The sequence below is a fragment of the Sphingomonas sp. SphC10 genome (assembly GCF_057004845.1).
On sequence record NZ_CM168044.1, the window covers coordinates 183298 to 195507 of the forward strand.

Below are 12210 nucleotides of genomic sequence, written 5' to 3' on the forward strand. Positions count from 1 at the left end.
AGTTTGGCCCATGGAAAAGACCGCCTTCATCGACAAGACCGGCGGGCCCGAGGTCATCCAGTGGCGTGACGAGCAACTGCCCCCGCCCGCGCCGGGCGAGGTGCGGATGCGGCACCATGCGGTCGGGCTGAACTATATCGACACCTATCACCGCAGCGGGCTGTACCCGATCGACCTGCCGGGCAAGCTGGGCTCCGAGGCGGCGGGCGTGGTCGAGGCGGTGGGCGAGGGCGTGACCGACTTCGCGGTCGGCGACCGGGTGGGCGTGTTCGGCCCGGCACGCGGGGCCTATGCCACGGCGCGCAACGTCGCGGCCGATCTGCTGGTGCCGCTGCCCGATCATGTCGACGACCGGACGGCGGCGGCGATCCTGCTGAAGGGCGCGACGACCGCTTTCCTGATCGAGGATTGCGCCAAGGTGCAACCGGGCTGGACCGTGCTGGTCCATGCGGCGGCGGGCGGGGTCGGGCATCTCGCGGTCGGTTGGTTGAAGGCAATCGGCGCCACCGTGATCGCGACCGTCGGGTCCGAAGCCAAGGCGGAGAAGGCCCGCGCGGCGGGGGCCGATCATGTCATCCTCAACCGGCAGGAAGACGTCGCGGCCCGCGTGCGCGAGATTACCGGCGGCGCGGGTGTGCCCGTGGTGCTGGACGGCGTGGGCAAAGCGACCTGGGAGGCCTCGCTGAACAGCACGGCGCGGCGCGGGCTGGTGGTCAGCTTCGGCAATGCCTCGGGCGCGGTGGACGGCGTCAATCTGGGCATCCTGGCCTCGAAGGGCTCACTGTTCGTCACCCGGCCGACCCTGTTCGACTATGCGGTCACGCCGGACGAGAAGCGCAGCCTGATCGCGCGGGTCTTCGCGACGCTGGACAAGGGCGCGATCACGCCGGAGATCGGCCAGTCCTTCGCGCTGACCGATGCGGCAGAGGCGCACCGGGCGATCGAAGCGGGGGAGACGGTGGGAAGTACGGTTCTTATTTCGTAAGGGAGGCGTAGGCTTCGACTTCGGGTGTTTTGGTGTGATCCGCCCAAACCCCGTTCAGGCTGAGCGAAGTCGAAGCCCAAGGGATACACCCCGCCCCAAATCCCCGCTAACCTGACGCCAGTTCCGTATCCGGAGACCCCGATGATCGCGCTCCTGCCCCTCGCGTTGCTCGCCGCCCAGACCACCCCCGCGACCCCGCCAGCCCCCGCCACCGCCGAGGCGCCCAAGCCCGTCATGGTCCGCATCGCGATGCAGACCAGCCTCGGCCCCGTGGTGATCGACCTCGACCGCACCCATGCGCCGATTACCACCGTCAATTTCCTGCGCTATGTCGACCAGCACCGGCTCGACGGCGTGACCTTCTATCGCACGGTCCGCGTCGCGCCCGATTTCGGCTTCGTCCAGTTCGGCATCCAGAACGAGCCGAAGCGCATCCTGCCCCCGATCGCGCATGAGCCGACGACCAGGACCGGCATCAAGCACACGGACGGCACCATCTCGATCGCACGCCTCGCCCCCGGATCGGCGCGCGGCGACTTCACCATCATGGTCGGCGACCAGCCCTCGCTCGACGCCGATCCGTCCAAGCCCGGCGACAATCTGGGCTATGCCGCCTTCGGCCATGTGGTCGAGGGGATGGACGTGATCCACAAGATCCTCGACCAGCCCGCCGACCCCGCCAAGGGACCGTTCAAGGGCGAGATGCTGGCCGCGCCGGTGAAGATCCTGTCGGCCAAGCGGGTGGCGGCGGCGAAGTGACATGCTGCTGATCGTCGGCACCGTGCGTCTGTCGCCGGACAAGCTCGACGCGGCCCGCCCGGTCATGCGACGCATGGTCGAGGCCAGCCGCGCCGAGCCGGGATGCCTGGACTATGGCTATGCCGAGGACGTTCTCGATCCGGGCCTCATCCATGTGAAGGAGTTGTGGACCGACCAGGCGGCGCTGGATCGGCACTTCGCCGCGCCGCATCTGGTGGAATGGCGCGCGGCTTGGCCTGGGCTGGGGATCGGAGAGCGTGATCTGCGAGTCTATCGGGTGGCCGAACCGCACAAAATCTAGCGTCCGACGGCGGAGCGGTCAGAGGTTTCCGTCCGCCGATAGAGCCTTGATGATTTTCGTAACAAGGCGGAGATACTGCTCTTGTTCGTGCTCCGAGAGTTGCGTCATCGCCCGCGCATTGATGCGGGATACCGCCGCCCGTATCGTCACCAGCTTATCCTGTCCCAACGGCGTGAGTTCGATAAGCGCACTTCGCCGATCGGCAGGATCGGGCTTGCGTCGTAGCAGGCCATCCCGCTCCATGCGGGAGAGCGTGGCGGCCATCGTCGCCTGTTCGACAGCCGCCGCCCGAGCAAGCGTCGCCTGAGTCATCGGCCCTCCAGCCTCAAGCGCAAAAAATACAGGTAATTGGCCTGAGGCGACCCCAATGGGTTTCAATTCCCGATCGATCGAACGCGCAAACAGGCGTGCTGCCCAGTTGGTCACGTACCCGACCGACGCCAGTGCATTCAATTCAACATTCATAGCTTGCTATGCTTCCCTTATTTGAATAGCTAGCTATGTACTGGTGTTGCGGAGGGGGGTCTATGCGGTCGGTCTTGAGAACGGTACATGCCACGGCGGCCGTTATCGCTATGGCGATGATCGTTGCGTTCCTCGCTGTGACCCTGTCTACCTTAGGTGGTGGCGCAGTGGCCGATGCCGGAACTTCGAAGGCAGTTGTTTGGTACGGCGTGAAATGGTTGGTCGTAGCGCTGGCGGCAGCGGGGATGACGGGAAAAGCGATGTGCCGGGGGAGGCCCGGTGGGCTGGCAGCCGTCAAGTTCCGGCGCATGAAGATCGTTGCCGCGAACGGTATCCTCATTCTCGTGCCATGCGCCTATCTGCTTTATGCCCGCACCCAGGTCGCGCCCGTGAATGGCTGGTACGCCGCACTTCAGATTGTCGAGATCGCAGCGGGAATCGTTAATTTGGCGCTGCTCGCGGCAAATATGAGGGATGGGCTTCGGATGAGAGCCCGCCGAATCCAATAAACGTCAGTTTGAACAAAGCCGTCGATCGTCCAGCCAATCCCAAAAAAGAAAGGGGCCTTGCGGCCCCTTTCCCCGTAGTGACATCGTGCAGGGGCTGGATCAGCCGCTGTAATACATGTCGTATTCGACCGGGCTGGGGGTCATTTCCCAGCGCATCACTTCGTGCATCTTCAGCTCGATATAGCTCTCGATCTGGTCCTTGGTGAACACGTCGCCCTTCAGCAGGAAGTCGTGGTCGGCGGCCAGCGAGTCGAGCGCTTCGCGGAGCGAACCGGCGACGGTCGGGACCTGGGCCAGCTCGGCGGGCGGCAGGTCGTACAGGTTCTTGTCCATCGCCTCGCCCGGATGGATCTTGTTCTGGATACCGTCCAGACCCGCCATCAGCAGCGCCGCATAGGCAAGATACGGGTTCGCCAGCGCGTCGGGGAAGCGCACTTCGACGCGCTTCGACTTCGGGCCGGTGCCGTACGGGATGCGGCACGAAGCCGAGCGGTTGCGCGCCGAATAGGCGAGCAGCACCGGCGCTTCATAGCCCGGCACCAGGCGCTTGTAGCTGTTGGTGGTCGGGTTGGTGAAGGCGTTCAGCGCCTTGGCATGCTTGATGACGCCGCCGATGAAGTACAGGCAGGTCTCCGAAAGCCCTGCATAGCCGTTGCCGGCGAACAGCGGGGTCTTGCCTTCCCAGATCGAGAAGTGGGTGTGCATGCCCGAGCCGTTATCTTCCTTGATCGGCTTCGGCATGAAGGTCGCGGTCTTGCCATAGGCCTGCGCGACCTGATGCACGACATATTTGTAGATCTGCATGCGGTCGGCGGTCTGGGTTAGCGTGCCGAAGGTCATGCCCAGTTCGTGCTGCGCGGCGGCGACTTCGTGGTGGTGCTTGTCGCAGGGCAGGCCCATTTCGAGCATGGTCGAAACCATCTCGCCACGGATGTCGACGGCCGAGTCGACCGGCGCGACGGGGAAATAGCCGCCCTTGGCGCGCGGACGGTGGCCGAGATTGCCGCCCTCATATTCGCGGCCGGTGTTGGTCGGCAGCTCGATATCGTCGATCTTGAAGTAGGACGATGCATAGTTCGTGTCGAACTGCACATTGTCGAACATGAAGAATTCGGCTTCCGGACCGACATAGACGGTGTCGCCGATGCCGGTGGTCTTCACGAACGCCTCGGCGCGCTTGGCGGTCGAGCGCGGATCGCGGGCGTACAGCTCGCCGGTCGACGGCTCGACAATGTCGCAGAACACGATCAGCATCGGGGTGGCCGAGAAGGGATCGGTGTACACGGCGTCGAGGTCGGGCTTCAGGACCATGTCCGACTCGTTGATCGCCTTCCAGCCCTCGATCGACGAACCGTCGAACATCAGGCCGTCGGTCAGCTCATCCTCACCCAGGATCGAGGCGACCATGGTCAGGTGCTGCCACTTGCCCTTGGGATCGGTGAAGCGCAGGTCGACCCACTCGATCTCTTCGTCCTTGATCTGCTTCAGGATATCGCTGGCCGTATTCGCCATGTTCCGTTCTCTCTCTGCTTGGCCGCCCTCCGGCGAAAGGCCGGGGCCGGTGATACGTGTTTAGTGGGACCGAATGTCAGCCCGGTGACGGATAAGTATGGGTTGCGTCAGATCGCCGCGTCGTCGCGTTCGCCCGTCCGGATGCGCAGTGCGGTCTCGACGGGGATCACGAAGATCTTGCCATCGCCGATCCGGCCGGTCTGCGCGGCGGCAGCGATCGCCTCCACCACGCGTTCGGCCAGGCCGTCCTCGACCACCACTTCCAGCTTCACCTTCGGCAGGAAGTCGACGACATATTCGGCGCCGCGATAGAGCTCGGTATGGCCCTTCTGGCGGCCGAAGCCCTTCGCCTCGGTGACGGTGATGCCGGACACGCCGATTTCGTGCAGCGCCTCCTTCACCTCATCGAGCTTGAACGGCTTGATGATCGCCTCAATCTTTTTCACGAGCCTGACTGCCCCCGATGTTGTTCGAACCCTCGCCCGACCCTGCGCGTAGCAGAGATCGTGCCAACTGCCTTTCCCTCGTAAGAGGGTAAGAAATCGATCAGAATTGCGCCCGAAAAGCAGGCATGGTGCCAAGTGCTGCTCAAATTATGGGCAGCGGTCACAGGATGCCTCGGACCGCTTCGGGAGGCCGTCCGATCACGACGCCGTTGGGCGTCTCGACCAGTGGCCGCTCGATCAGGATCGGATGGGCGGCCATCGCGGCCAGCACGGTCGCGTCATCCGCGTCGGCCAGCACCTTGGCCTCGGCCTCCGCCTTGCGCAGCCCGTCGCGCGGCGACAGCCCGCCCTTGGCATAGAGCCGCGCCAGTTCCTCGGCGCTCGGCGGCGTCTTCAGATATTCGATCACCGTCACATCCGCCCCGGCCTCGTTCAGCAGGGCCAGCACCTCGCGCGACTTGGAGCAGCGCGGGTTGTGGAGGATCGTCGCCTTCATCGCCGACGCTTTTGGCATGGGTGGCGGGGAATGTGGAGGGGTAATCCCCGCTTCCGGGCATGAAAAAGCCCCCTCCCGACCGGGGAGGGGGCCAAGTTTTCATCCCCTGCAGGGGGAGGAGTAGGAGGTTACGCGCCCTGCTTGGCCAGCCATTCCTCCAGCCACTTGATCGTATAGTCGCCCTTCTGGAACTCGGGGTCGTCGAGCAGCGACTGGTGGAGCGGGATGGTGGTCTTCATCCCCTCGATCACGAACTCCTCCAACGCGCGGCGCAGACGGCGCAAGGCGCCTTCGCGGGTCGTGCCGTAGACGATCAGCTTGGCGATCATGCTGTCGTAATAAGGCGGGACCTTATAGCCCTGGTAGAGGCCGCTATCGACGCGGACATGCATGCCGCCCGGTGCGTGATACATCTTCACCGTGCCCGGCGAGGGGGCGAAGGTGCGCGGGTCTTCCGCGTTGATGCGGCACTCGATCGCATGGCCGCGGAACTGCACGTCCTGCTGGCGCAGAGTCAGCGGATGGCCCTCGGCGATGCGGATCTGCTCGCGCACCAGGTCCAGTCCGGTGATCATCTCGGTGACGGGATGCTCGACCTGAAGGCGCGTGTTCATTTCGATGAAATAGAACTCGCCGTCTTCCCACAGGAATTCGATCGTGCCCGCACCGCGATAGCCCATATCGGCCATCGCCTTGGCGACGACGCCGCCCATGCGGGCGCGCTCCTCGGCCGTGATGATCGGCGAGGGAGCTTCCTCCAGCACCTTCTGGTGGCGGCGCTGGAGCGAGCAGTCGCGCTCGCCCAGATGGATCGCCTGGCCGTTGCCGTCGCCGAACACCTGGAATTCGATATGCCGGGGATTGCCCAGATATTTTTCCATGTAGACGGTCGAGTCGCCGAACGCGGCCTTCGCCTCCGAACCGGCCTGCTGCATCAGCGTTTCGAGCTGGTCCTCGGAGGACACGACCTTCATGCCGCGTCCGCCGCCGCCCGAGGCCGCCTTGATGATCACCGGATAGCCGATCTTGGTGGCCAGCGCCTTGGCCTCCTCGAGATCCGAGATCGCGCCGTCCGAACCGGGGACGAGCGGCAGGCCGAGCGCACCGGCGGTACGCTTGGCCTCCACCTTGTCGCCCATGATGCGGATATGCTCGGGCTTCGGGCCGACGAAGATCAGGCCGTGCGCCTCGACGATCTCGGCGAACTTGGCGTTTTCCGAGAGGAAGCCGTAACCCGGATGGATCGCGTCCGCGCCCGAAATCTCGGCGGCCGAGATGATGTTCGGGATGTTGAGATAGCTGTCGGCGGCCGCGGGCGGGCCGATGCACACCGCCTGGTCGGCGAGGCGCACATGCATGGCATCGGCGTCGGCCGTGGAGTGCACGGCGACGGTCTCGATCCCCATCTCGTGACAGGCGCGGTGGATGCGAAGCGCAATCTCACCGCGATTGGCGATCAGGAGTTTCTTGATCTGCGCCAAGGCGGCTTACTCGACGACGACCAGGGGCTGGTCGAACTCGACCGGCTGGCCGTTCTCGACCAGGACGGCGGTGACGGTGCCCGCCTGGGTCGCGGTGATCGGGTTCATGACCTTCATGGCTTCCACGATCAGCAGCGTGTCACCGGCGGCGACCTTCTGGCCGACGGCGGCGAAGGGCTTGGCACCCGGCTCGGCCGACAGATAGACGGTGCCGACCATCGGCGACTTCACGGCGTTGGCCGACACGGCCGGAGCCGAGGCACCGACTTCCGCTGCGGCGGGTGCGGCAGCGACGGGCGCGGCCACGGGCGCAGGGGCCGGCGCATAGCCCATCTGGGCGACGGCTGCGGCCTTGCGCGCGACGCGGATCTTGCGGTCGCCATGCTCGACCTCGATTTCGGTCAGGGCGGTGGCGTCGAGCAGCTCGGCGAGCTGACGGACGAGGTCGACATCGACCTTCATCGCTTGTTCGGTCTTTTCGGTCATGGGACGCGCTCCTGTCAGAACCGGGCCGCGGCTTCAAGCGCGAGCAGATAGGAATGCGCGCCAAAACCCGCGATTGTGCCTTTTGCGGCACGCCCGATGAAGCTCTCATGGCGGAATGGCTCCCGCGCATGAGGGTTGGATAGGTGAACCTCGATCACCGGGGTCGTCACCGACTTGATCGCGTCATGGATCGCGATCGACGTATGGGTGAAGCCCCCGGCATTGAGCAGCACGGCTTTCGCCTCATAAGCCTGGGCCTCGTGCAGCCAGTCGATCACATGGCCTTCATGGTTGGACTGGCGCATGTCGATCGCCAGGTCCAGCTCGCGCGCGCGATCCTCCAGCAGCCCCGCAATATCGTCCAGCGTGTCATGGCCATAGATATGCGGCTCGCGCAGGCCGAGCAGGTTCAGGTTCGGCCCGTTGAGGACATAAACGGTCGCGGGCATCGGCACTCCCATGGTTGCGGCTCGGGATGGCCGGGCCTAGATCGAGGGCCTTCCTTAACCGCATGCCCTATCCCACGTCGAGCGGGCAGCGACTTGCATGGTAAGTGACACATATGCCCCATACCGATGGAACCGTGACGATCACCGTGAATGGCGAGCATAAGCGGGTGGCGGCGGGCCTGTCGCTGGCCGATCTGGCGAACCAGCTGGGGCTGGTGCCCGAAAAGGTGGCGGTGGAGCGCAATCTGGAGGTGGTGCCGCGCTCGACGCTGGCGCAGGTCGAGGTCGAGGATGGCGACGAGATCGAGATCGTGCACTTCGTCGGCGGCGGCGATCATGCGGTGACGGTCGCGGACGATGATTCGTGGGAAGTCGCAGGGCAGCGTTTCCGCTCGCGCCTGATCGTCGGGACCGGCAAGTACAAGGACTTCGCGCAGAATGCGGCGGCGGTCGAGGCGGCGGGGGCGGAGATCGTCACGGTCGCGGTGCGCCGGGTGAACGTGTCGGACCGCAATGCGCCGATGCTGACCGACTTTATCGACCCGAAGAAGATTACCTATCTGCCCAACACGGCGGGCTGCTTCACCGCCGAGGATGCGATCCGCACCCTGCGGCTGGCGCGTGAGGCGGGCGGCTGGGATCTGGTCAAGCTGGAGGTGCTGGGCGAGGCCAAGACTCTCTACCCCGATATGTATGAGACGCTGCGCGCGACCGAAATTCTGGCCAAGGAAGGCTTCAAGCCGATGGTCTATTGCGTCGACGATCCCATCGCAGCGAAGAGGCTGGAGGATGTCGGGGCGGTCGCGATCATGCCGCTGGGCGCGCCGATCGGCTCGGGGCTGGGCATCCAGAACAAGGTGACGATCCGCCTGATCGTGGAGGGGGCGAAGGTGCCGGTGCTGGTCGATGCGGGCGTCGGCACCGCCTCGGAAGCCGCTGTCGCGATGGAGCTGGGCTGCGACGGCGTGCTGATGAACACCGCGATCGCCGAGGCCAAGGACCCGGTGCTGATGGCCCGCGCGATGAAGGCGGGGGTCGAGGCGGGGCGCATGGCATACCGCGCCGGGCGCATGGGCATGCGACGCTACGCCGACCCTTCCAGCCCGCTTGCCGGCCTGATCTAACTTTAATTTCACGGAACTTGCCGCGTAACGAACCGTTGTGTTTCCGAGTGTTCAACGGGATTTGTCAATCCCCAGTAAATGGAGGCCGCAATGGGTGAGCTGACCGACAAGATCAAGGGCAACGTCAACGAGCTGGTTGGCAAGGCCAAGGAAGCCATTGGCGAGCACAACAACAACGACAAGCTCGTGGCCGAGGGCGAAGCCCAGCAGGTCAAGGGCAAGGGCGAACAGATGAAGGGTTCGGTCAAGGGCGCTCTTGGCGACAACATCTGAACCTGCTAGTCGTTTTCTGACTAAAGCAATCAGCAACGAACTCGCCGCCCCGGTTTACGCCGGGGCGGTTTTATTTTTTCTGTGCTCTGCGAGGTCGTGCAATCGATTTTATGATAGCGTTACTTTGAGTGCAGGATGAGGTCTTGGCTGGCTGAAGCTCTTGCAAGCAGAGCGAATGTCTCAACTCGGCTGCGTTCGTGGCCTTCCACCCCGAGGTCGAAGGCCCATGCGCAAGCTGGCACCTGCAACGATGCCTCCCGCCAGGACGGGCCTATCGCTGGGCGATTCGTGACAGCGTGCTGGCGGGCGTGATGACTTCGATATCCGTCTTCAGGTGCAACAGGCGCACGCCCGTCTCCGCCATGGCGCGGGACAGGGCAGGGTCGAAGTCCTCGGTCCGCGTCACCGTCTCGCTCCAGCAGCCATAAGCACGCGCCAGCGCCGCGAAGTCCGGATTGGCGAGCGCGGTCGCCGCCACGCGGCCGGGATATTCGCGCTCCTGATGCATGCGGATCGTGCCATATCCGCCATTGTCGACGACGATCACCAGCATCGAGGCACCATGCTGCACGGCGGTCGCCAGTTCTTGCCCGTTCATCAGGAAGCAGCCATCGCCCGCCAGCGCCACCACCATCCGCTCCGGATGACGCAGCGCGGCGGCGGTGGCGGCGGGCAAGCCATAGCCCATCGCGCCGCAGGTCGGGGCCAGCTGACACCCCGGCTCGTAGCGCCAGTAACGATGCCACCAGCCCGAATAATTGCCCGCGCCGTTGCAGAGGATCGAATCGGCGGGCAGGACCTCCCGCATCGCCGCGACACATTGGCCTAGGTCGAGCGTCACGCCGTCGCGCGGGGTCGGATCGGTCCATGCGCGATAGGCGGCATGGGCTTCCGCACCGGAGGGATGCGGCGCGGCGGCTTCCGTCGCCAGAAGTTCCAGCATCCCCAGCGCCCGGTCCACATCGCAACACAGGGCCAGATCGGTGCGATAGGTGCTGTGCAACTCCTCCGGGTCGGGATGGATATGGATCAGCGTCTGGCCCGGATGATCGGGCGTGATCAGGCTATAGCCATCGGTCGTCGCTTCCCCCAGGCGTGCCCCGAGCACGATCAGCAGGTCGGCCTGCTTCACCCGGGCGACCAGCGCGGGATTGGGGCCATAGCCCAGATTGCCGGCATAGACCGCGCAGTTGGCCGACACGGCATCCTGCCGCCGGAATGCCGCGACCAGCGGGATGCCCGCGGCTTCGCCCCATTGTTCGGCCAGTGCCACCGCATCGTCATTCCAGTGCGCGCCGCCGATGATCGCGACCGGGCGCTCGGCCTTGGCGATCAGGTCCTGCGCGGCCATGACGTCCTCGATCCGCACATCCTGCGAGGGGCGTTCGATGCGGGGGCGGGGCGTGCCCTGGGCCATGTCGCACAGCATGTCCTCGGGCAGGGCTAGGACGACCGGCCCCGGCCGCCCATTCATCGCGGTGGCGTAGGCACGGGCGACATATTCTGGGATGCGCGCGGCATCGTCGATTCGCGCCGCCCATTTGGCGAGTGGGGCGAACATCGCCTGGAAATCGACCTCTTGAAAGGCTTCGCGGTCGCGGGTGCCCCGATCGACATCTCCGATGAACAGGATCATCGGTTGCGAGTCCTGCCGCGCGACATGGACCCCGATCGCCGCATTGGTCGCGCCCGGCCCGCGCGTGACGAAGGCCACGCCCGGTCGTCCTGTCAGCTTGCCATCGGCGCACGCCATGAAGGTCACGCCGCCCTCCTGCCGACAGGTCACCAGATCGATCGCGGGCGTGTCATGCAGTGCATCGAGGACCGCCAGGAAACTCTCGCCCGGCACGGTAAAGATACGGTCGCACCCCTGTTCGAGAAGCGCATCGACAAGCAGGCGTCCGCCGGTTTTTAAGGTCATGGAGGCCAGCCTAACGCCGCTTCATTGCAAAGCGCAAACGCTGGCCCGCGCAAAGCGCAAACGCTGGCTTGACCCGGCTCCGTGGCTCCGCCTAACGCTTCCTCCATCACAGGGAGGACGCCCATGCAGAAGCTCTATTCCGACGCGGCCGCCGCGCTCGACGGCCTGCTCCATGACGGCATGACGATCTGCGCCGGGGGCTTCGGCCTGTGCGGCATCCCGGAGCGGCTGATCGACGCGATCGAGGCCGCCGGGGTCAAGGACCTGACCATCGCCAGCAACAATGCCGGGATCGACGGCGTGGGGCTGGGCAAGCTGCTCCGCTCGCATCAGGTCAAGAAGATGATCTCGTCCTATGTCGGCGAGAACAAGGAGTTCGAGCGGCAATATCTCAGCGGCGAGCTGGAGGTCGAGTTCTGTCCGCAGGGCACGCTCGCCGAGCGTTGCCGGGCAGGGGGCGCTGGCATCCCCGGCTTCTACACCAAGACCGGCGTCGGCACGAAAGTCGCCGAGGGCAAGGAAGTGAAGAGCTTCGACGGAGAGGATTACATCCTAGAGCGCGGCATCCGTGCCGACCTGTCGATCATCAAGGGGTGGAAGGCCGACGAGGCCGGGAACCTGATCTTCCGCAAGACCGCGCGCAACTTCAACCAGCCGATGGCGACGGCGGGGCGCATCTGCGTCGCCGAGGTGGAGGAGGTGGTGCCGGTCGGTTTGCTCGATCCCGACCAGATCCATTTGCCGGGCATCTATGTGAAGCGGATGATCGTCGGCGCGCCGTATGAGAAGAAGATCGAATTCCGCACGGTGCGCGAACGGGTTTGATTTTCGGGGGGGCGGGGGATGCGGAGAGCGCCAGCCCTCCCCCCGACTCCCTCCCGCCTGCGGGAGGGGGAGCGCTTTTGGCGGAGGTGTGGTTCGTGAAACGCATGAAGATTGAGCAAGACAGTCGCCAAATCACCTCTCCCCTCCCGCAAGCGGGAGGGGTTGGGGGAGGGCTACC

General features: G+C 65.0%; 15 protein-coding genes. 7 read left to right on the forward strand and 8 right to left on the reverse strand.

Annotation, left to right across the window (positions count from 1 at the left end; all coding sequences use genetic code 11):
* The first annotated feature begins 10 nt into the window (after positions 1–10).
* From ACWKSV_RS00755 to ACWKSV_RS00765, 3 genes are all read left to right on the forward strand, one after another.
* Positions 11–985, forward strand: coding sequence for a quinone oxidoreductase family protein (locus ACWKSV_RS00755; protein WP_191864851.1), 975 nt, complete (start codon positions 11–13; stop codon positions 983–985).
* Between the two features lie 141 nt (positions 986–1126).
* On the forward strand, positions 1127–1744 hold the full coding sequence (locus tag ACWKSV_RS00760; RefSeq protein ID WP_191864852.1) for a peptidylprolyl isomerase: 618 nt from the start codon (positions 1127–1129) through the stop codon (positions 1742–1744).
* A gap of 1 nt (position 1745) precedes the next feature.
* On the forward strand, positions 1746–2045 hold the full coding sequence (locus tag ACWKSV_RS00765) for a putative quinol monooxygenase (protein ID WP_076715481.1): 300 nt from the start codon (positions 1746–1748) through the stop codon (positions 2043–2045).
* Positions 2046–2063: 18 nt separating this feature from the next.
* On the opposite strand, the gene ACWKSV_RS00770 is transcribed toward ACWKSV_RS00765, so the two are convergent.
* Positions 2064–2510 carry a MarR family winged helix-turn-helix transcriptional regulator gene (locus ACWKSV_RS00770; RefSeq protein WP_076715483.1) on the reverse strand — a complete coding sequence of 149 codons (447 nt, stop codon included), beginning with the start codon at positions 2508–2510 and terminating at the stop codon, positions 2064–2066.
* Positions 2511–2620: 110 nt separating this feature from the next.
* Here ACWKSV_RS00770 and ACWKSV_RS00775 point away from each other — a divergent pair, with 110 nt between their 5' ends.
* The gene (locus tag ACWKSV_RS00775; protein ID WP_156884218.1) at positions 2621–3019 is read left to right on the forward strand and encodes a hypothetical protein; all 399 of its coding nucleotides are present in this window, start codon (positions 2621–2623) and stop codon (positions 3017–3019) included.
* Positions 3020–3118: 99 nt separating this feature from the next.
* Here ACWKSV_RS00775 and glnA read toward each other — a convergent pair whose 3' ends face one another.
* The 6 genes from glnA to aroQ form a co-directional block, all read right to left on the reverse strand.
* On the reverse strand, positions 3119–4531 hold the full coding sequence (gene glnA, locus ACWKSV_RS00780) for a type I glutamate--ammonia ligase (RefSeq protein ID WP_042490094.1): 1413 nt from the start codon (positions 4529–4531) through the stop codon (positions 3119–3121).
* A gap of 107 nt (positions 4532–4638) precedes the next feature.
* Complete coding sequence (locus ACWKSV_RS00785; protein WP_007405799.1) at positions 4639–4977, reverse strand: P-II family nitrogen regulator; 339 nt, start codon at positions 4975–4977, stop codon at positions 4639–4641.
* 160 nt (positions 4978–5137) lie between these two features.
* The gene (locus ACWKSV_RS00790) at positions 5138–5473 is read right to left on the reverse strand and encodes an arsenate reductase family protein (protein WP_076715486.1); all 336 of its coding nucleotides are present in this window, start codon (positions 5471–5473) and stop codon (positions 5138–5140) included.
* 128 nt (positions 5474–5601) lie between these two features.
* Complete coding sequence (gene accC / locus ACWKSV_RS00795) at positions 5602–6954, reverse strand: acetyl-CoA carboxylase biotin carboxylase subunit (RefSeq protein ID WP_076715487.1); 1353 nt, start codon at positions 6952–6954, stop codon at positions 5602–5604.
* A gap of 6 nt (positions 6955–6960) precedes the next feature.
* Positions 6961–7440 carry an acetyl-CoA carboxylase biotin carboxyl carrier protein gene (gene accB, locus ACWKSV_RS00800; protein WP_076715489.1) on the reverse strand — a complete coding sequence of 160 codons (480 nt, stop codon included), beginning with the start codon at positions 7438–7440 and terminating at the stop codon, positions 6961–6963.
* A gap of 14 nt (positions 7441–7454) precedes the next feature.
* Positions 7455–7889: a type II 3-dehydroquinate dehydratase gene (gene aroQ / locus ACWKSV_RS00805; protein ID WP_076715490.1), complete on the reverse strand. Its 435-nt coding sequence runs from the start codon at positions 7887–7889 to the stop codon at positions 7455–7457.
* Between the two features lie 113 nt (positions 7890–8002).
* Here aroQ and thiS point away from each other — a divergent pair, with 113 nt between their 5' ends.
* Positions 8003–9013: a sulfur carrier protein ThiS gene (gene thiS / locus ACWKSV_RS00810; RefSeq protein ID WP_076715492.1), complete on the forward strand. Its 1011-nt coding sequence runs from the start codon at positions 8003–8005 to the stop codon at positions 9011–9013.
* A gap of 90 nt (positions 9014–9103) precedes the next feature.
* Complete coding sequence (locus tag ACWKSV_RS00815) at positions 9104–9286, forward strand: CsbD family protein (protein WP_056439483.1); 183 nt, start codon at positions 9104–9106, stop codon at positions 9284–9286.
* A gap of 271 nt (positions 9287–9557) precedes the next feature.
* Here ACWKSV_RS00815 and ACWKSV_RS00820 read toward each other — a convergent pair whose 3' ends face one another.
* Positions 9558–11207 (reverse strand): thiamine pyrophosphate-binding protein, encoded by a 1650-nt coding sequence (locus ACWKSV_RS00820; RefSeq protein WP_083706592.1) that lies wholly within the window; start codon positions 11205–11207, stop codon positions 9558–9560.
* 123 nt (positions 11208–11330) lie between these two features.
* Between ACWKSV_RS00820 and ACWKSV_RS00825 the strand changes: the two genes are divergently transcribed.
* Positions 11331–12032, forward strand: coding sequence for a CoA transferase subunit A (locus ACWKSV_RS00825; protein ID WP_483666828.1), 702 nt, complete (start codon positions 11331–11333; stop codon positions 12030–12032).
* Positions 12033–12210 lie beyond the last annotated feature (178 nt).